Annotated in this window: 13 protein-coding genes, 16 tRNA genes and 1 rRNA gene; 26 read left to right on the forward strand and 4 right to left on the reverse strand. The window is 49.9% G+C overall.

All coding sequences use genetic code 11. The features are described 5' to 3' along the window. The 18 genes from K0T92_RS17385 to K0T92_RS17470 all read left to right on the forward strand — a co-directional run. A 23S ribosomal RNA gene (locus K0T92_RS17385) occupies window positions 1–127 on the forward strand; the annotation flags it as partial. Window positions 128–200: 73 nt separating this feature from the next. Next, window positions 201–276: transfer RNA gene (locus K0T92_RS17390), tRNA-Asn, on the forward strand. A 3-nt stretch (window positions 277–279) separates the two neighbouring features. After that, a tRNA-Ser gene (locus K0T92_RS17395) sits at window positions 280–370 on the forward strand. A gap of 67 nt (window positions 371–437) precedes the next feature. After that, a tRNA-Glu gene (locus K0T92_RS17400) sits at window positions 438–512 on the forward strand. Between the two features lie 68 nt (window positions 513–580). After that, window positions 581–656: transfer RNA gene (locus tag K0T92_RS17405), tRNA-Val, on the forward strand. A gap of 27 nt (window positions 657–683) precedes the next feature. Further along, a tRNA-Met gene (locus K0T92_RS17410) sits at window positions 684–760 on the forward strand. Window positions 761–795: 35 nt separating this feature from the next. Beyond that, window positions 796–872, forward strand: a tRNA-Asp gene (locus K0T92_RS17415). Between the two features lie 12 nt (window positions 873–884). Next, a tRNA-Phe gene (locus tag K0T92_RS17420) sits at window positions 885–960 on the forward strand. Window positions 961–990: 30 nt separating this feature from the next. Beyond that, window positions 991–1066 (forward strand) — tRNA-Thr (locus K0T92_RS17425). 5 nt (window positions 1067–1071) lie between these two features. Continuing rightward, window positions 1072–1157, forward strand: a tRNA-Tyr gene (locus K0T92_RS17430). 21 nt (window positions 1158–1178) lie between these two features. Then, window positions 1179–1252 (forward strand) — tRNA-Trp (locus tag K0T92_RS17435). 13 nt (window positions 1253–1265) lie between these two features. Beyond that, window positions 1266–1341, forward strand: a tRNA-His gene (locus tag K0T92_RS17440). 22 nt (window positions 1342–1363) lie between these two features. Further along, a tRNA-Gln gene (locus tag K0T92_RS17445) sits at window positions 1364–1439 on the forward strand. Window positions 1440–1445: 6 nt separating this feature from the next. Next, window positions 1446–1520: transfer RNA gene (locus tag K0T92_RS17450), tRNA-Gly, on the forward strand. Window positions 1521–1532: 12 nt separating this feature from the next. Beyond that, a tRNA-Cys gene (locus K0T92_RS17455) sits at window positions 1533–1606 on the forward strand. Between the two features lie 14 nt (window positions 1607–1620). After that, window positions 1621–1697: transfer RNA gene (locus tag K0T92_RS17460), tRNA-Arg, on the forward strand. Window positions 1698–1705: 8 nt separating this feature from the next. Continuing rightward, window positions 1706–1787: transfer RNA gene (locus K0T92_RS17465), tRNA-Leu, on the forward strand. Window positions 1788–2218: 431 nt separating this feature from the next. After that, window positions 2219–9322, forward strand: a complete 7104-nt coding sequence (locus tag K0T92_RS17470; RefSeq protein WP_219873764.1) for an S-layer homology domain-containing protein — start codon at window positions 2219–2221, stop codon at window positions 9320–9322. A gap of 59 nt (window positions 9323–9381) precedes the next feature. Here K0T92_RS17470 and K0T92_RS17475 read toward each other — a convergent pair whose 3' ends face one another. Together K0T92_RS17475 and K0T92_RS17480 are read right to left on the reverse strand one after the other, a co-directional pair. Beyond that, window positions 9382–10293, reverse strand: a complete 912-nt coding sequence (locus tag K0T92_RS17475) for an SDR family oxidoreductase (protein WP_219873765.1) — start codon at window positions 10291–10293, stop codon at window positions 9382–9384. A gap of 191 nt (window positions 10294–10484) precedes the next feature. Continuing rightward, the gene (locus K0T92_RS17480) at window positions 10485–11048 is read right to left on the reverse strand and encodes a C40 family peptidase (protein ID WP_246628242.1); all 564 of its coding nucleotides are present in this window, start codon (window positions 11046–11048) and stop codon (window positions 10485–10487) included. A gap of 246 nt (window positions 11049–11294) precedes the next feature. Here K0T92_RS17480 and K0T92_RS17485 point away from each other — a divergent pair, with 246 nt between their 5' ends. The 6 genes from K0T92_RS17485 to K0T92_RS17510 all read left to right on the forward strand — a co-directional run bounded on the left by K0T92_RS17485 (window position 11295) and on the right by K0T92_RS17510 (window position 15440). Beyond that, window positions 11295–11585 carry a LiaF transmembrane domain-containing protein gene (locus tag K0T92_RS17485; protein ID WP_219873766.1) on the forward strand — a complete coding sequence of 97 codons (291 nt, stop codon included), beginning with the start codon at window positions 11295–11297 and terminating at the stop codon, window positions 11583–11585. 56 nt (window positions 11586–11641) lie between these two features. Further along, window positions 11642–12340, forward strand: coding sequence for a PspA/IM30 family protein (locus K0T92_RS17490; RefSeq protein WP_219873767.1), 699 nt, complete (start codon window positions 11642–11644; stop codon window positions 12338–12340). Beyond that, window positions 12337–12807 (forward strand): PspC domain-containing protein, encoded by a 471-nt coding sequence (locus K0T92_RS17495; protein WP_219873768.1) that lies wholly within the window; start codon window positions 12337–12339, stop codon window positions 12805–12807. The genes K0T92_RS17490 and K0T92_RS17495 overlap by 4 nt, the downstream gene beginning before the upstream one ends. 1 nt (window position 12808) lies before the next feature. Further along, on the forward strand, window positions 12809–13522 hold the full coding sequence (locus tag K0T92_RS17500; protein WP_219873769.1) for a PspA/IM30 family protein: 714 nt from the start codon (window positions 12809–12811) through the stop codon (window positions 13520–13522). Between the two features lie 147 nt (window positions 13523–13669). Next, window positions 13670–14806, forward strand: a complete 1137-nt coding sequence (locus K0T92_RS17505; RefSeq protein WP_219873770.1) for a sensor histidine kinase — start codon at window positions 13670–13672, stop codon at window positions 14804–14806. After that, window positions 14781–15440 carry a response regulator transcription factor gene (locus K0T92_RS17510; RefSeq protein ID WP_246628243.1) on the forward strand — a complete coding sequence of 220 codons (660 nt, stop codon included), beginning with the start codon at window positions 14781–14783 and terminating at the stop codon, window positions 15438–15440. The genes K0T92_RS17505 and K0T92_RS17510 overlap by 26 nt, the downstream gene beginning before the upstream one ends. A 116-nt stretch (window positions 15441–15556) precedes the next feature. Here the strand turns inward: K0T92_RS17510 and mobB are convergent, their stop codons facing one another. Continuing rightward, entirely contained in the window at window positions 15557–16102 is a 546-nt protein-coding gene (gene mobB / locus K0T92_RS17515) for a molybdopterin-guanine dinucleotide biosynthesis protein B (protein ID WP_219873772.1), read from the reverse strand. Between the two features lie 418 nt (window positions 16103–16520). Between mobB and K0T92_RS25105 the strand changes: the two genes are divergently transcribed. Further along, a complete protein-coding gene (locus K0T92_RS25105) occupies window positions 16521–18041 on the forward strand; it encodes a molybdopterin molybdotransferase MoeA (protein WP_343223733.1) in 1521 nt (506 codons plus the stop codon). 535 nt (window positions 18042–18576) lie between these two features. Here K0T92_RS25105 and K0T92_RS17530 read toward each other — a convergent pair. After that, the gene (locus K0T92_RS17530) at window positions 18577–18972 is read right to left on the reverse strand and encodes a hypothetical protein (protein WP_219873773.1); all 396 of its coding nucleotides are present in this window, start codon (window positions 18970–18972) and stop codon (window positions 18577–18579) included. A 106-nt stretch (window positions 18973–19078) separates the two neighbouring features. Between K0T92_RS17530 and K0T92_RS17535 the strand changes: the two genes are divergently transcribed. Beyond that, on the forward strand, window positions 19079–19876 hold the full coding sequence (locus K0T92_RS17535; protein ID WP_219873774.1) for a YwmB family TATA-box binding protein: 798 nt from the start codon (window positions 19079–19081) through the stop codon (window positions 19874–19876). Window positions 19877–19886 lie beyond the last annotated feature (10 nt).

Here is a 19886-nt window from a genome sequence, read left to right on the forward strand (position 1 = left end):
AGCCCCCCTCAAGATGAGATTTCCCAATTCGTAAGACCCCTGGTAGACGACCAGGTTGATAGGTTCGGGGTGGAAGTGCAGCAATGCATGCAGCTGACGAATACTAATCGGTCGAGGGCTTATCCTACTTGGATATAAACCAGCTATTATTTACGCAAACCTTTCGTATCCAGTTTTCAGGGTGTAATTACCCGTATCGTTCCCTGATAGCTCAGTTGGTAGAGCACTCGACTGTTAATCGAGTTGTCACAGGTTCGAGTCCTGTTCGGGGAGCCATCTGGAGAGGTGTCCGAGTGGTCGAAGGAGCACGATTGGAAATCGTGTAGGCGTTAACCGCGTCTCGAGGGTTCGAATCCCTCTCTCTCCGCCATAGCATCTCTGAATGTCTGGGAGTGATCTATTTCTTAGACAAAAAAGTGGAACAACAATTTAGATGAGGCCCGTTGGTCAAGGGGTTAAGACACCTCCCTTTCACGGAGGTAACAGGGGTTCGAATCCCCTACGGGTCACCAAAAAATATCAAAAAAAAGACTTGCAATCACTACTGAATGTATGGTATGATATAAAAGTCGCTTGGCACGGAGGCTTAGCTCAGCTGGGAGAGCATCTGCCTTACAAGCAGAGGGTCGGCGGTTCGATCCCGTCAGCCTCCACCATAATTCAATTAGCAGTACTTCTAATGACGCGGGGTGGAGCAGCCCGGTAGCTCGTCGGGCTCATAACCCGAAGGCCGCAGGTTCAAATCCTGCCCCCGCAACCAACTTTACCTTCGGAGTAATCCGACAACCATGATCTGGAGCTGTGGTGTAGTGGCCCAACATGCCTGCCTGTCACGCAGGAGACCGCGGGTTCGAATCCCGTCAGCTCCGCCATTTTCAACAAATGGCTCGGTAGCTCAGTCGGTAGAGCAGAGGACTGAAAATCCTCGTGTCGGCGGTTCGATTCCGTCCCGAGCCACCATTATTAAAACTGAATAACAGTAGTATCCATGCCGTTGTAGCTCAATTGGTAGAGCAACTGACTTGTAATCAGTAGGTTGGGGGTTCAAGTCCTCTCGACGGCACCATTCATGGAGGATTAGCGAAGTGGCCAAACGCAGCAGACTGTAAATCTGTTCTCTGACGAGTTCGGTGGTTCGAATCCATCATCCTCCACCAGTTTTATTTTTTTTTATTTTTAGGGGCATAGTTTAAAGGTAGAACAGCGGTCTCCAAAACCGTTAGTGTGGGTTCAATTCCTGCTGCCCCTGCCAAGAGGTTTGTACGGCGGTCGTGGCGAAGTGGTTAACGCATCGGTTTGTGGATCCGACATTCGGGGGTTCAATTCCCCTCGTCCGCCCCATTATTTTTATAAGCAAACAGATTGGGGATTAGCCAAGCGGTAAGGCAACGGACTTTGACTCCGTCATTCCCTAGGTTCGAATCCTAGATCCCCAGCCATTATATGCGGAAGTGGCTCAGCGGTAGAGCATCGCCTTGCCAAGGCGAGGGTCGCGGGTTCGATTCCCGTCTTCCGCTCCACTTTTTTTATTTGGCGCCATAGCCAAGTGGTAAGGCAGAGCTCTGCAAAAGCTTTACCCCCAGTTCGAATCTGGGTGGCGCCTCCACAACTCAAACAATTGTGCCCTTAGCTCAGCTGGATAGAGCGTTTGACTACGAATCAAAAGGTCAGGAGTTCGAATCTCTTAGGGCACGCCATCATATTAGCCGGTGTGGCGGAATGGCAGACGCGCGCGACTCAAAATCGTGAGGGAAACCGTGGAGGTTCGAGTCCTCTCACCGGCACCAACATTAACATCTAAAGTTCATCGGGTGAATCCTGATGAACTTTTTATTTTGTTTTTACACACTTGTTTATTGCTGCGTGGACGATATATTGGAGTTCTACTCCAGATGTGCATACGTATTGGGTGTCGTGGAGAGATAACAGCTATAAGACACAGCATGGTGTCAAAAAAGGACGGATAAGCTCCGTCCTTTTTTGATAAGATCGGGTTGGTTAGAAAACTGGAATCAATGATTCACAAGGATTTCCTTTTGCGTTAGCCCAAATAGCCGAACTTCACTTTGTCTTAAAAAAGTGCGGATAGAGCTTAAAAAAACGGATATAGATGTAAGCTATAATCATTCATGAAAGCGGTAACAAAAACCTGTACAGGAGGTAGGATTCCAAGCACATCTCTTTTCTTTGTATCTTTTGATAAAAGGAGCTAACATGAATGAAACATTACAAAAGAACAACGAACAGCCATTGGCTTCGCCGATGGGTAGCTATTATTCTGACCGTGGCAATGCTGTTATCATGTCTGCCCATGGCGGCAATGGCGGCAACTGCCCCTTCGGATGGTACGTTGGATTTTCCCGCTCTGGCCGTTTATCCCGGCACAACTGTCACGGCTGCCAATTTGGCAACTTTGACTGACGGTGATCCTGGTACACATCCCGGTGACTTTAGAGAATCAACGACTGGAAAGTATTTTATACTGGATTTTGGCGAAGGTAATGGCGTGAAGGTGAGCGAAGTTAGAATGCAGGCACGGACAAGCTGGGGCAGCCGCATTTATAACGGACGAGTAATGGCATCTATGGAGGGGACTGTCTGGACGGAAATAACAACCTCCAAGGCTGTGAACAGTCCGGACATGCAAACCCTGTCTGTTGCGACGGCCTATCAATCTGTTCCATACCGTTACCTGAAAATCATGGCAGACGGAAACAGCAATATTTTCAATATCGGTGAGTTAAGAATTAATGGGATAAGAGAGCAGCTCACGAGTTTGATTGATAGCGTTTCCATAGCTTCGGGAAACGAAGTTTCCACAAAAGCGGTTTCAGGTGATACCGTAACTTTGAATTTCACTTCTACTGCCCCGCTTTCGAATGTAAAGGTGCATGTAAGGGGCAAATCTTATGATGCGACAAGCATAGATCATACAAACTGGACTGCAAGCTATACCATTGGTCCGTATGAATTCCCGGGAGTTGCTTCCTTTGCCATTACTTATACGGATCCCGGCGGGAACTATGGAAAACCGGTAACCGCTACAACGGATGGTAGTGCAGTCACCATTACGGAAACTTCCGATCACATTGATGTATTATCACAAGCCAAAGCGTTTGGCATTCCGGCCAAAGACGCTGGCGGCAACATTTATGTTGAATATGGTACAACCAACTCGGTGAACGGACTAAGCTTTGCCAACAAAATAATGGATAAGAGCGTCAGCACCTACTCGGACTGGGCAGGACCAAATTCAAACGGCTCTGGCACTTATCTGGTCATTGATATGGGCGAAGGCAGTGCAATTGCTCTCGATCGGGCTTACATATTGGCCAGGGAGAGCTGGGGAGCCCGTCTCGCTGGCACCTATCTTCAAGGCTCCATTGACGGTTCGACCTGGAGCACAATCAGCGGCAACGCCCTGAACAGCGCCGATTGGCAAACACTTACCTTTACAGACAAAACATCGTATCGCTATTTGAAAATAACAAATAACTCTGCATGGTTTTTGAATATGGCGGAGATCAAGCTTTATGGAAAACTGCGGCAGGCAGGCATTTTGTATCCGAATGATCTGCAGGATCAGGTTGCGGTCGCCGAGAGCATTGTCAATAAAGGACAAGCCAACTATTCCGATGAAACGTGGCAAGCGCTTGAGCGCGCATTGGCAGACGGGCAAGAAGCCCTTGCTAGGCTGGACAGCGGCAATGTTGCCCAGGATGAATTGGATACGCTGACAGCAGCATTAAAAGCTGCCGTGAGCGGTCTGAAACAAGAGGTTAAAGTTCTAGCGGAAATCAGCGAGGAAGGTTTTATCCATCCAGGCATTGGCGTGACCAAAGAGGTAATGGAGAATCTGCGGACGCAAATCAATAATAAACAGGAGCCTTGGTACAGCAATTATGTAGCCATGCTTGCATCAACTTATGCGAATAAAGCTTTTGCGGCCAACAATTCGCTTGATGGAGTGACAATTCGTAATGACGCTTATAATGCCTCTAACGTAGCTGCCATGATGGAGCAAGACGGCAAGCGGGCATATACGCAGGCAATGTTATTTTACATTACCGGAGAGGAAGTCTATCGTTCCAACGCATTGAGAATCATTCGAATATGGCAGCAGATGGACCCCGCTAAATATAAGTATTATACGGATTCGCATATTAAAGGAGGGATTCCTCTCTATTATATGGTAATGGCTGCGGAAATTCTCCGATATACCAGCTCATCGGAAGAGTTGAGATGGACGGATGAGGATACGGAGAAATTCACCCGAAATGTCATTGATCCAACTGTAAAAACATTTTTGGATTATAACGACAAGTTCATGAATCAGCATAATTACCCGTTGTATGGTTCTATTGCCGCCAATATTTTTAAGAATGATAAGGGAAATTACGATAAGGTGGTTGAATGGTTAACTGTAAACGATTCTGCTCCAGATAAATTATACACGGGTTCAATCTATTGGCTGTTCCGGGAAATGACGCACAATGATGAAACCGGTGAACCCGTAACCCCTCGCGTCCAGCATGTCGAAATGGGCAGAGACCTTGCCCACGGCGATGGAGATGTGACGAACCTGGCTGTGCTTGCCAGAATGTTGGATGCTCAAGGAACCAAAGTAGATCCTGTGAAAGGAACTTTCAGCGAAACAGGAGTTTCCATTTACAGCTTTTTGAATGACAGAATTTTGGCGGGTTCCGACTATTTCATGAAGTTCTCGCAAGGATACGACGTGGAGTGGACGCCGGTTAAAACCGGAGCAGCAACGGAACTCGCAAAAGAAAGAATTTATCCCATTGTTTCGGATGAATATAAAGGCCGGATGCAAATATTGGGAGGCTGGGATCTGTATTATGTATACCGCTACAAACTGGGCTATTCAGAAGCGGAATTGGAAGCGAAAGCTCCTTATTTCGTAAAAGCATTCAAGAGCCGCCCGGCGCCGATCAGTTATTTTGCAGGTGATGGTGCCAATACGGATGTATACAAGTTGGAGCAATGGGCATATGATTGGTGGTTCTTCATTCCGAAAGAAGTGGCCGATGAACCGGCTGACTCCATATCCAGAGCGGTAAAGCCAAACATCTTGCCTGAGAGCAGGTACCTTACACAACTGGAGGATGCTTACAGCATCATTGACGGTTCGAACCAGATTGTGGACAGCTCAGCCAATATTAGCACGAAGACTGAAGGCGATGTAAGCTACATCAGCACGACAGCGAGCAACAACCAGACCTTGTTTGCAGCGTATCAGCTGATGTTTATTAACCGCAACAATACTGCGAATGTGGCTTTCAAAATCCGTACCAACGGCCGGGCCAAGCTTGAACTGAAGAGAGAAAAGGATTCTGTTCCATTCCAAACGCTTGAATTGCCAGACACTAGGAATGAATGGAAATTTGTTTCCTTTAATATGGGTCAAAGCTCGGTTTCGTACGGTCAATTCTCGTCGCTGACGTTTATGGCTTACTTTAATGTAGTTGGGAATGGCACGAAGGTTGATATCGATTATATGGACATCAAAGCCGACAATTCCCTGACACCGCCTGTGTTCAAGAACATCACGGGCAAAAGCATGAATCTATCCTTGTTTGCCAACAGTACGCTTAATTACGATTTCTCTGCTACCGACAGTAACAGCTCGCATGTTGTATCCTACACGCTGCAAGGGGATGCATTGCCTGGCGCGACGCTTGATCCTGCTACCGGAGTATTGGCCTGGACGCCAACTAGTGAGCAAGCAGGCTCCTATCAGTGCCTGGTTGTTGCTTCCGATGGTCAGGCGGTTTCAACGATCCGCGTGGCGATCCATGTAGCTGCGGACCGTCAGGCAGCTATTGCGAATGTAGTGTCTGCTTATGACAAGGATACCGAGTATGAATCGATGTCACTGGAGCAATATGAAGACATATATAATGAGGTTATAAGCATAGTCAATACGGCATCGGACAATGAGTTCTATTCCGCGCTGGATGAACTGACGCGAGCTGTAGCCGCATTGAAGCTGCTGAATCCGAAGCTAAGCGATGGAAGTCTGGACTTTACCCGAAGCTCGATTAAATCGTCCTTGCAAACCGGATTTGAAGCCTACTTGGTAGATAATAATTCCGTTTCCTTTAGCGGCGATTTGTCGGCCAAATGTTTTACAATTGATTTCGGGCCCAACTTCAAGGTAACGCCTTCCCGATTTGACATGCAGCCGCGCAATATTTGGCCGGACCGAACTTCGGGCGCGATCGTTTTTGGCTCTAATGACGGAGAAACATGGGTTCAGTTAACAGGTGAAGCCGCATATAGCAATCTGATGCAGACTTTAGAAGTGAGAGAACAGCAGCTTGGCAAGGCTTATCGGTATTTTAAAGTTTCCACTTTGGAGTCTGCCGATTATTATGCGAGAATAAACACGATTCTGAGTGTGGGCGAGTTTAGAATCTATGGTGTCCGTACTGAAACTCCAACGAGAATCGCCAGCGTATCAATCAGCACCAATGCCCCGGCGTTGACCCAGCATCTAAGTTCAAGCAGCAACGCGCAGGTGCCGGTTAAAAAAGCCATTGCGGGCAATACGCTTACACTGAGCATTACAGCCAAGCAGCCGCTTACGCAACTGAGCGCGAGCATTGCCGGAATGGAAGCAGCGGTAACGAAGGTTGACGATCTGCACTACACGGCTGCAGTTACACTTAGTGCTGAAGCCGCAGGAAAGAATGCAAGCAGAAAGGCATCCATTGCCATCAACTACAAATATATCGATGCCAAGAGTAATTATCTCGAAAGGGACGGATCATTGGTAGATGATACTACTGACGGTTCAACAGTATTGGTATCGGACAGTTCAAGGCGCATTGATGATATTTTAAACAAGGCGACCCTAACCTCGAACAGGCCTGAGAATACGGGGGCCACCTTTGGACAGTATTTGTTTGACAATAATACGAATACGTTTGCCGATATCAAAAATGAGTCGAGCGATGGCAATGGCGTATATTATTTGTTTGACTTTGGCATTGGTGCTGTGAAATTGAGCAGTGTTGAGGTTGTTCCACGCATGACGACCACACTGGCCAGCCGGATGATCGGCGCTTATGTGGCAGGGTCCAACGATGGCGTGAACTTCAAGACGCTCTCCTCCCCGACCAAAAACATGTTCGATTGGCAGGGGCTTACAGTTACAGACCACACCTATTACCGCTATATCAAAATCATCAACAAAAGCTCATGGTTTGGAAATCTTTCGGAGTTGGAGTTCTTTGGTGCTTATGTGGAGGACAGCTCGACTATCGTGTATCCGCCGGTTGTTCAATCGGCTGTCTCCGGCAACGGCAAAGTGACCCTGAACTGGGACGCAGTACCCGAAGCGGTGGGCTACAATGTCTATGCAAGTACGGTTCCCGGATCTTATGGAGCTCCTGTGCAGACGGTATCCGGAGATGTTAACAGCTACGAAATAAACGGGCTCGCCAATGGCACAAAATATTATTTTGCCGTATCGGCGGTAACGTCCCGCGGAACCAGCGACTTATCGCAAGAGATTAGTGCAACGCCAAGTCTTGTTCCTTCGCCTGTTGTACAGTCGGCTGTGCCTGGTGACGGCAAAGTAACCTTGACCTGGAGTGCAGTTCCCGAAACAGTGGCTTACAATGTCTACGCCAGTACGACTTCAGGGATCTATGAGACTCCCGTGCATACTGTGACCGGGAATGTATACAGTTATGAGGCAAACGGACTCACCAACGGGAAGACCTATTATTTTGCCGTATCGGCGACAACGCCTGCCGGAACCAGCGCTTTGTCCCAAGAGGTCAGTGCAGCACCTTTAGCGAGTGCGACTGTACCGGGCATTCCCGGAAGTGTCACTGCTGTTGGTGGAGAGGGAAAAGCTACGGTCAGCTTTAACGCGCCAGATAACGGAGGCAGTCCGATTGTTGAGTACATTGTGACCTCGACGCCTGGAGGGATAACAGCCAGGGGCTCAGGCAGTCCTATGGTGATTAACGGCTTGACGGCGGGCACTTCATACACCTTTACAGTAAAAGCGGTCAATGCCGTTGGAGCTGGATTGGAATCGGCAGCTTCTAATGCTGTAATTCCAACTGGCTCTGAGAGTGTCTATGTCCCGGTTATCCTTCCTGGCACCCCGCCGACTAAACCTGTTGCCTCGATAACGGGCGAAGGGATAACGAGCAGCGACTTGACGCTCAGCGTGGAGAACAGCCATGCAATCGTAGAATTGGGCGCTTTGTCGGATAAGATCTTTGGCAAAAAAGGAACTGTCGTGCTGGCCATGCCTGATATTTCCGGAGTAAATGCTTATACGCTGCAAATTCCGCCGGCAGCCCTGTCCAACATTCAGGAAGTCGGTACGCTGACATTTACTACCGCCTTGGGCAGCATCACTATTCGGGGCAATATGCTGACCGGAATTCCTGCAGCGGCGGATAAGGAGATCGGCATCACCATCAGCCAGGGCGACAAATCCGGCATGTCTGATCACGTCAAGGCTGCGCTCGGAAACCGGCCGGTCGTACAACTTCATATGACGCTGGGCGGCGAAAAGATGGAATGGAGCAATCCTGATGTACCTGTGACTGTATCCATTCCATATACACCGACAGCAGAAGAACTCAAAAAACCGGATCACCTAGCAATATGGTACATTGACGGCAGCGGCAATCCGATTGCCATTCCTAGCGGACGTTATGATCCGGCTAACGGCACAGTGACATTTGCTACTACCCACTTCAGTGATTATGCTGTAGTATTTGTTCTTAAAACATTCCAGGATCTCGCCAATACGGAATGGGCGCGGCAAGCCATTGAAGCGATGGCCTCCAAAGGCATTATAGACGGCATAGGGAAAGGACTGTACGCGCCGGAGAAAAACATTACCCGTGCAGACTTTCTGCTTCTTCTGGTGAAGACCTTGGGGCTGACAGCGAAACCGGATGACAACTTTAAAGATGTAAGGCCGGACGATTATTATTATGAAGCTGCAGGAATTGCGAAGAAGCTGAATATTGCTTTGGGCAGCGGGGACAACCTGTTCAAGCCTCGGGATCCGATCTCCAGACAGGATATGATGGTGCTGGCTGTACGCGCCTTGGAGAGCTTCAAAAACTTGCAGACGGCTAACGATGCTTCCATTCTTGCCCCATTCAACGACAAATCCGAGATTGCAGGCTATGCGGCGGACAGCCTCTCAACCTTGGTTAAGGAAGGGCTTATAGTAGGAGATAAAGATAAGCTGCATCCTCTTTCCCGGACAACACGGGCCGAAGTCGCTGTATTCTTGTACAGGGTCTATAATAAATACTGATATGTAATTGAAAGCGGCAGTTCTTCCTCTTATGGGGAGGGACTGCCGCTTTCGGCAGCTTACCGGTATCCGGAAGCATCCGCTGGCTTGCCTGCATCCTGCACCTCGACGATGTAACGCCAGGCATCGGGACTTGATCCGTCGAGATCAGTAACCCCATATACTTTCGCAAGCTCGCCGCTTGAAGTGGATTGTCCGTTCCAGCGTGCGGCTTGCGGATCCTCCGCCAGAGCGGCAATGCCGCGGCCGATAAAACGCGGTGTCTCCGAGATGACGAAATGCGGTTCTCTTGTCAGAGCATCCCGCCAATTCTCTTCGGTCACGCCGAACATCTCCAGCATAATTTCGGAACGAAGCCAGCCCGGCGTAACCGCCAGCGCCGTACACTGATAAGGAGCCAGTTCATGCGCCAATGATTTTGCCATTCGGATAACGGATGTTTTGGCCAGATCGTAGAACAGCGACAAACGATAATTGGCATCATTATAGGCGGCCGTTCCATCCGTAATCTCCACAACCAGTCCGTTCAGCTCTCGGATCAGCAGGGGGAGCGCATAATGGCTTGTAATAATATGAGTATCAATAGCCAGCTGCAGCATGCGCATGCCGCCTTCCAATGAATGCTTCCATACAGGTATGTTCCATTCCACCATATATTCGCCGCCCCAAATATCGTTGACCAAAATATCAAGCCGTCCTTGCTCGCGCTCGATACGCGCGATCAAGTCCTGAACCTGAAGCGGATCTAGATGATCGACCTGCACTGCGATTCCGGTACCGCCTGCCTGATTGATCAGTTCGGCGGTTTCCTCAATGGTTTCAGGCCGGTTGTACTCGGAGCGTCCCGCGCGTGTTGTGCGTCCGGTCACATAGACGGTTGCTCCGGCAGCGCCCAGTTCAATTGCAATGCCTCGTCCTGCGCCGCGTGTTCCTCCAGCGATCAAAGCAACTTTTCCTGATAATTGTTTCATTTCTGCCATACTCCTCTCTCCGTTTCCTTCATCGTTATTATAGAATCTAATTACGACAAATACTGTCATATATGTAGAATTACAAAGTACGCGCACTTGCGGCTTCACAACTCCGGTGCGGATACTGTTATTTTGACATGAAAAAACTCCCCTTACAGCAGCAGGTTGTGTCTACTGAATGGGGAGTACATTTATAGTTGTACAGTGCCTCCGAAAAGGAAACGGTATTCCCAGTGCTTATTTGCGATTGTGTCTATTCGTACGCCGCCGCTTTCCTTGGAGAAGGTATGAAGCATGCGTCCGTTGCCAAGGTAGATGGCGACGTGCGTAACCGATTGGCGTGATTTCGGATATTTAGTATAATCAGCTTTATCAAGACCATGATAATCCATGAAGAACATCAGATCACCGCGCTTCAGGTTGCGCCAGGAGCTTCTTTCCTCTGAATGCTCTTTAATGTATCTTGCTTGTGTTGCTGATGTTGAAGGCAGGGTGATTCCGACACCCTTCTTGAAGATGTAATGAATGAAATCTGAGCAGTCAAATGTTCTGGTCGTATTCCGGTTTGAACCGAATTCGTAAGGTGTTCCCATATAGCCTGTACCGATCGCAATGATTTCATTCACGTTGGATGAGGATAATGCCGCTACATTTTGTGCTGATGCAGGCTGCGGTAGGAGCGAGAACATTATTGCTGACACGATAACGGTTATCCCGATAGCTTTTCTGCTGCTGCGCAAGTATTGAATACGCATACACCTCCTGTACAGGAATACTGTACCACACCCGGCTAACGGCTGTTTACCTGTAAATGTTGCCACGTTCAGTCTGCGGGTGGGTTGCTTCCCCGACCGAGGTCTAGGAACAAAAACCGCCGCGGGTCCGTTTTGAATAACCGGGGAATGACCTACAATGATAACAGAAGCAAGCGATGAATACTTCAAGCGCAGCGAAGTAATGTGGAGCATGGAAATCAAATATGAAAGGCGGTGACATACACAATGAATAATAAATCAGCGCTAGGTGCTTTGCTCGTAATTTTGGGTGGCTTGGTGGTACTCAATTTCATCGGAATTAACTTGGGTTGGATCATCGGCATGTTGATGCCATTCATTCTAATCGGTCTTGGGGTTCTTGGTCTGAAGAACGATAAGAAGATTATCGGTAGCATCCTGATTGTAGTAGGAGCGTTAATGCTGCTTGGTAAATTGGGCGGAATCATCACTCTGCTGTTGGCAATTGGTTTGATCGTCTGGGGCGTATCGGTATTCAAAGGCGCAAGACGCGCCTAATCATACTTATAAACATAGAAGTTGGACATTAAGCATTTGGAAAAGGAGGTTTCCCAATGAGTATTATAAGGCGAGTGCGTGACATTACAGTCGCTACACTCAACGAACGGTTGGAAAAGGCAGAAGATCCCGTTAAACTCATTGATCAGTTCCTCTGGTCAACGCGAGAGGAAATCATACAAGCAGAACGGTTGTATCAACAATATTCCGGTCACGGCAACCACCTGAAGGCACAATGGCTTCAAGCGGAGCAGCTCAAGGATAAACGGGAGCAGCAGGCTATGACGGCGCTTAAAGCCGGTGAGGAGCATGTGGCGAGAATCGCGCTTCATGATAAGGCCTCCAGCGAAGAGCGTGCTCATAATTATCGTGAACTGTATGAACAAACTCAAAGCAATATTCAAGATCTGGAGCAACAGCTTCGTGAGCTGCGGAGCGAATATCAAGCAGTGTACGATAAACGGGAATATTATGCGGCACGTATGGAATCGCTTCGTCTGCAGCAAAGAATGAATTCCCGTTATGCAGGAAATGGTGTTAACGGCTCGCAGCTGGGACAGCAGCCGGAAGGGATTTTCCGCAGGCTGGAGGATCGCATTAGCGATATGGAGCTGGAAGCACGGAGCTTGCGCGACTTGCGCAAGCAAGGACAAGAGTTTCTTATCGATGCAGGCACAGCGATCCAATCCGTCATTGAGAACGAATTGGAGCAGCTGAAGCGTAAATTGCAGCAGGAAGGATGGAAATCGTCATGAAGAAACTGTACCGGTCGCGTCGTGATAAAAAGCTAACAGGATTATGCGGCGGAGTCGCAGAAATGCTGAATGTTGATGCGACTTTACTGCGGATTCTTCTGATCGTCCTGACGGTGTTCACAAGTGGTGCCATGATTCTGGTCTATATTCTTGCTGCACTTGTCGTACCTAAGGAGCCTACTCTTGATAACGGCTATGGACCTTACGGATACGGACCTGGCAGCTTCAACGGGGGCTGGAACAATAATGGAGGCTACGGAACACCTCCTAATCCAAGACAAGGCTTCGGGGGTTCATATCCAACCCCGCCTAGTCCTCATCAGCCATTAGCTCCGAACAACTGGCAGCAGAATCAACCTGCCTCTAATCTGGATACGATGATGGAAGATCTGGAGAAGAAAGCATTGCGTAAAGAAATAGAAGAGCTCCGCACAAAATTAGCCAAACATGAGAAGGGAGAGTTTTAAAATGAGTATTTTTAAACGACTGAAAGATATGACGAAGGCATCTTTGCATGAGATGCTAGATAAAATGGAAGATCCGGTAGTCATGTTGAACCAATATCTGCGCGATATGGAGGCTGAAATCCATCAAGCGGAATTAACGGTAGCCAAGCAAATGGCAAGCGAGCGCCGTATGAAGCAGCGTCTTGAAGAAGCCGTTCGCAGTGGTGCAGATCGCGAAGCAAAGGCAGAAACAGCAATCCGCGCAGGTCAAGAGGATCTTGCACGCAAGCTGCTGGAAGAGAAAATTTTCTTCGACCAAAAAACGGCGGAATACACGGATATGCATGCCGGAGCAGCTGTCCAGGTTGAAGAGCTGATGCAGCAGCTTCACGGTATGAAGGATGAGTTCTACCAATTGCGCAACAAGCGCAATGAACTGGCAGCACGCGCCCAAATGGCCAAAGCGAAAAAGCAAATGGCTCAAGTTACGACGGTTCATTCCATTGAAAGCGGCAATGCATCGCGCGGCTTCAATCGTATGGAAGAGAAAATTATGCAGATGGAAGCGGAAGCCGAAGTCATGCGCGTTCCTTTCTCCTCCTACAACGGCAATGGCGCAATCTCAGCTAACTTGGTTGATCCTTCGAAACAATTGAAGGTCGAGGAGCAGCTGCAAGCATTGAAGAACAAGCTGAATCCACCGGTAAGCGCACCGCTTGCCAAATCAGCTGAGTAATCGGTTAACAATGCTAATCTAGAGATCAATATAGACAAAGGGTATGGAGTCGGATAAGCCAAAGGCGGTAGTGCTTGCAAAAGCGACCGCCTCAGGCTTTTTCTCCATGAAATTTACTTATGGCTACATAGAGAGGGGCGTACAACGATGGCTGACGGCTTGCCTACGGATCAATCTGCTGGGAATCGGCCGGATCCGCAAAAAGAAGCCTCCTCGCGTGCACCGCTGCAGAGCTATCCGAGCGGACAAGGAGGTCCAGCAGCCCCAAACGCTGGGGTAAAGCGGCGAAATGCGGCAGAGACGGTTCTGTGGCTGCTCGTCATACTTGGTCTGCTGGTGCTTGTACTGCAGGGAACTGGCTATGTGAAGCTGTTCGCGCTGCAGAGCAAAGCAGCGGCAATTGGCTTGACGGTAATAGCGGTTTCGCTTGCAGCGGCTACTGCATACAGTTATTTGCAGGGAATGAAGCTGAAAGCAGCCATCAAGCGTCTGACTGAGCAGCAGCGGCGGAATAAGCAGCGTGTCACGCTTCCATCCGGTGAGAGCGGGCGGCAGGCCTCGGCTGACGGTGAAGAGAACGATGTATGGACGGAGAAGGTGAGATTCTCCGCCGTCATTGAAGAGCGTCAAAGGCTTGCAAGAGAGCTCCACGATGCGGTCAGCCAGCAGTTGTTCGCAATCTCAATGACGGCCACGGCCGTTAGCCGTACGCTTGAGAAGGATTGGGAACGAGCGAAGCGGCAGGTGCAGTTGATTGAGGAAATGGCGTCTGTAGCCCAATCGGAAATGCGCGCTCTGCTGCTGCATCTGCGCCCTGTCCATCTGGACGGGAAGAATTTGGGACAGGCGCTGCAAAGCTTGGTTGAAGAGCTTAAACAGAAGGTTCCAATGAGCATTATGCTGGATGTTGATGCTCATATTAAGCTGGATCCAGAGGCGGAGGATCATTTGTTCCGTATTGCTCAAGAGGCGCTGTCCAACACACTCCGGCATTCCAAGGCCGGGCAGATGGACATTCATTTGAAGCGGGTGGGCCAACATGCGCGTCTGCTGTTCCAGGATAACGGTGTTGGCTTCGATCTGGAAGCGAAGAAGCAGACATCTTACGGCCTGCTGACTATGGAGGAACGAGTGAACGTTCTGGGCGGCTCTTTGCAGCTTACTACTTCAGTGGGTCAAGGTGTAATTATTGATATATGGGTTCCACTGGGCAGTCACGAGGGGAGGGATATCGGACAGGATGGAGGCGATACAACGCATGGAATCAGTCGATCAGCCTATTAAGGTTCTGCTTGTAGATGATCATGAGATGGTACGGATCGGATTGGCCGCTGTATTGAACACGGAGGACGGCATTGAAGTTGTCGGTGAAGCAAGCAATGGCATGGAGGGCATTCGTCTGGCTCAGGCCTACAGGCCGGATGTCGTTCTGATGGATTTGGTTATGGAGGGCATGGACGGTGTTGAGACGACCGGCAAACTGCTTGAGCTGTATCCCGATTGTAAAGTAATTGTGCTGACCAGTTATTTGGACGATAGCAAGATGTATCCTGTTATTGAAGCAGGAGCTTTCAGCTACTTGCTGAAGACTTCACGCGCAAACGAGATTGCCGATGCCATTCGGGCAGCATCACGCGGTCAATCTGTACTGGAGTCGCAAGTCGCAGCCAAGATGATGAACCGTTTCAGACAGCCGAAGGCCGAGGTGGCTGCGCCCCCGCATGAGCAGCTGACGGAGCGGGAGATGGATGTTTTGCTTGGAGTGTCACGGGGGATGTCCAATCAGGAGATTGCAGATGAGCTGTTCATCGGCATTAAGACAGTGAAATTCCATGTGACGAATATTTTTGCCAAGCTGGGTGTTGATGATCGGACGCAGGCTGCTATATATGCGCATAAGCATGGGCTGGCTGAATAAACGGGCATGAGCTTAAAGTTAAAGCCGTCTTCGCAATGATGCGAAGACGGCTTTCGTGTATGTATAGAGGTGTTTTTGCAGCGATGAACCAGGTGGAATTAATGCTGCAAGTGATGTTAGGGCTGAAGGCTAGTTTCTATATTAGCAAGCAGAAACTGATAGATGCTGTCGGGATTGTGGAGATCGAGCGTCTTGAAGCTGCTGGAAGCTGGGTGGCTATGTATAGCTTGAGCAATCTGTGGGGACCAGACGACAGCGGCAACAACTCGGGCAAGATCTTGCAAAAGCGAGATATCCTCTATTGTGCGGATCAGGACAAGCTTAGGATAAGGCTCCTGCTTGAATCCCTCAACCAGGACAAGATCGACATCCTTCATATGCATCAGCAAGCTGTCCAGCGTCTCTGGTCTGCTCATCAGCACTGCACTTCGGGTTGACGAGCTAATGGCTGTAATATCAGCGCCGGATTGCTGATGCTTCCACGTATCTGTGCCGGGTGTGTCTATTGCAAAGTCGTGCGCGTCATGTTTGGCCGTACCGATGGTATAACCATCCCGCTTGAAGCGGCGTATCAGCTCTGTGACGAGTGTTGTTTTACCGCTGTTCTTGTAGCCAACGATCTGGACTACAATTGGCCTGGCTTGCTGATTCCTGCTGTACAAGTTCGAGTCACTCCCTCCACTGCGGACTTACTCGTTGATTGTAGCACAAACGATAGGGGTGACAATAGGAACAAGTTCACCGGTTGAATGATGGAGCAAGTGTGAGTGAATGATCAATGGAATGACGTATGAATGATGGAGTAAGTGTGAGTGAATGATCAATGGAATGAGGTATGAATGATGGAGTAAGTGTGAGTGAATGATCAATGGAATGAGGCATGAATGATGGAGTAAGTGTGAGTGAATGATCAGAATGATGGAGTAAGTGAAATGACGGAGGAAACAGAAGGCCGAAGTGCTGGTGTGGAGCGGGAGGATGACTTTTGGTACAATGAGAGGGAAGGTGTTCACGGAAGATAGCATTCTGAGGCGCAAATGATACGTTGCGATAACGATAATAGCCAGTAGGAGGTCTATTGTGCAGCAATTGCAAGGAGCTTCAAGATTCAACCGGCGTGCGATTAAAGTGGGTGAGGCACTGAATCTCGTGCTTGAAGCGGCCGTTCCGGGGCGGCGTGTGACGGTGCCGCTGCGGGAGGCCGGAGGCCGATGGCTTGCGGAGTCGCTGACAGCGACAACCGACTGGCCGCCCTTCCCGCGCTCGGGACTGGACGGATATGCCGTCCGGAGCGCGGATACAGCGCTGGCTGCGCCGGAATCCCCGGCGCTGCTGCGCGTTGTGGGGACGGTCGCGGCGGGCGGGCTCGCCCTCGCGCCCTTGGAGCAGGGCACAGCCGTCCGCATCATGACAGGCGGGGCGGTGCCTGAGGGGGCGGACGCGGTCGTGATGCTGGAGCAGACCGCGGACGCCCTTGGGGCCGGCGACGAGCCGGCGGTGCGGGTGAAAAGCGCCGCCGCGCCCGGCCAGAACATTGCGCAGGCCGGCGAGGAGTTTCGCCGCGGCAGCGTATTGGCGGAGCCCGGCACGCGCATTCGGCCGGGCCACGTAGCTCTGCTTGGCACATTCGGCTATGCCGATGTGCCTGTGTTTGCACGCCCGCGCGTCGCGATTATGGCGACGGGCAATGAGCTGCTGCCCGTGGGAGCGCCGCTTGAGGCGGGCTGTATTCGTGACAGCAACAGCAGTATGATTGCCGCTATGGTGGAGCAGAGCGGCGGTGAACCACTGCTGCTCGGCAGGCTTGCGGATGATCCGGCAGCGGTTGAAGCTGCTCTTGCTTCAGCGCTCCAGCAAGCAGATATTATCATCACGACAGGCGGTGTATCGGTAGGTGATTTTGATGTGATGGCCGCTATTATACGCGGGATTCGTCAGAATGAATCTGCTGATAAGTTGCGGCAGCCCGATTCTATGGGGTATTCATCGCAGCTAGATTATGCAGATAATACACAGCATTCCAATTCCATGGAACATGCACCGTATTCCGAATCTGCAGATAATACGCAGCAGTCCAATTCCATGGAACATGCACCGTATTCCGAATCTGCAGATAATACGCAGCAGCCCAATTCTATGGAACATGCACCGTACTCCGCAGATAATACGCAGCAGCCCGATCCATTGCCGTATTTGTTATTTGATAAAGTGGCCATGCGGCCAGGCAGTCCGACTTCAGCGGCTGTTATTAACGGCAAGCTGCTCTTCGCTTTGTCAGGAAATCCGGGAGCCTGCTTCGTCGGCTTTGAGCTGTTCGTTCGCCCTGCACTATTGCGTTTGCAGGGCGTATCCGCGGAAGCTTGCGCGCCGAGAATGATGACGGCCAAGCTTGCCTCCAACTTTGAGAAGGGGAGTCCTCATGAACGTTTTGTACGGACTCGCCTGTTTTCCCGCGAAGGGGAGCTGTATGCCGACCCGCTTGCCTTTAACAAATCCAGCATGATGGCCTCCATCCCGGATGCGGAAGGTTTGATCCGCTTGCCAGCCGGACCATCCGGTGCAGCAAGCGGCTCTGTAGTTAACGTTATTTTACTAGACTGATCCCAATATATGACATCAAGAGCAAACCCGCCCATGCCAATGCATAAGAGCGGGTTTGTTTTATTTTAGAAGCTACACCCGCTGAGAGAGAACAAGCCGCAAACATTCAACATTGCTGCGAAAATGCATGCTTTTTCTCGTTCCGGCGTGTTGAAATTCGAATGCCTGCTAAAGTGCAGGAATTTTGCTGGATTTCCTTTACGTGGACTAATTTTAGCTTATATTCCTGCACAACCGCAGGCTTTCTGCCTTCAACGGCTTCTTTTAGCCGAAATTCCTGCACTTACGCAGGCTTCCCTCTCTCTACCAGTCGGATGTGTTGTAGCAAGTGTGTTGTAGCAAATGTGCTGTAGTAAGCGTGTGTGGTAGCCAGCAGCCTACTGGCACGTTTGGATCCTGTATGCGGTTGATAGTGGCCAAGCTGGGCTTGGACACGGTGAGACTAGGTTAAAGCCCTCACTTCGCGAGATGCATCTACGCAATAGTTCGGGCTGCTTAAATGATTATGATGCTGCGCAAACAAAGGCAATGCTGCTTAAATCAGCAGGAACAGGAAAGCGATGAGCGCCAGATCAATAGCAAAGGCAGCCCCGAAGGGAGAGAAGCCATAACCATATGGGTATCCCCATGCTTGTGTCTGGACGGTATTGTTGTCAGGGACAGGGTTCGGTACAGCTTTCTTGGTTTTTCCGCGCTGTTTCTTGTTTTTGGCTTTGGCCTGTAAATGGGTGAGAGCGCCTTGACTGCCATAATGATGACCATGTGACTGTTCTGCCCCTGCATTGAGCGAGACACGTCCGCCGTTGCAGCTGCTCAGGATGCCGACATGCCTTTGACCATCGGTGGTAACAATACAAACGGGCATTCCGCAAAATTGATTGATATTCTCCTCATGAAGCGGGTATATCTGTTCCATTACGTTGATCAACACCTCCACTGAACTTCCTAAGTACAGCGTATTCACCTAGAGGCGTATGCGTATAGATATGTACCCATTTAACCTCTAAATTAACTTATTACGATGAAGGAGGCAATGGATGACTGCTGTCAAACCGGGAAGGTCTGGGACGGGACGTTCTGAGAAAAAAAGCATGGCTGCCGCGCTGCTCGTCATTGTGGTTGCCGTGAGCTGGACGATCTGGCAATGGAGCTCGGCTCCGGCAAAGACGCCAGCAGATGAGCTGCTCCATGATTTGCAGCAAATATGGACTTGGAGCGATGGAGAGCTTGTTGGCGGCGCGCAAGCGGGAAGGTGGTCCTTTCGATGGGATGGGCGTTGGACCTATTCGGAGGTTAAGAAGGTTGCTGCTGAATTGGACATTCCTTTGGAGCAGGAAGGCCAGGAGCATCTTTACAGAGGAAAAAGAAGCGGTGAGGCCCCAGATGGGTATGTTTTCTCAATTTGGGCGAATCTTCAAGCAAATGATGTAAACAAATCTTCCATAAAAGATGCTGTGGCCGACGTTGTTTTGTTGCTTGATGTTAGAAAAGGTACCGTGATTGAGCAGTTGATCGGGAGAGTGAGCGAGGTTGAAGCGGCAGTTTCTTTGAATGATCTGGAATTTAAAGGAAGTTTTTCGTTGCGGGGACAGCCGGTTAGAGCGGGGGCTCTGGAACGGCTTGCCGGCTTGGCCGGGGCGGAAAGGCGTGAAGAATATGAGGATGGGCAGACGACAAGCATTGCCTACTATAGCGATGAGCTGTTTTCGGGGGTCAATAGCGGCGAGCATATAGTAAACCTGCAAATTGCCGAACGCTCGTCAGCAGCAGATGACAAGAGGGAACTGATCGTAGGTGTTCCGCTTATTACAGGGGATTATAGTATGGGGGATTAGATATTATTGA

It is taken from the genome of Paenibacillus oenotherae, assembly GCF_019443105.1.
Classification (GTDB): Bacteria; Bacillota; Bacilli; order Paenibacillales; family Paenibacillaceae; genus Paenibacillus_Z; species Paenibacillus_Z oenotherae.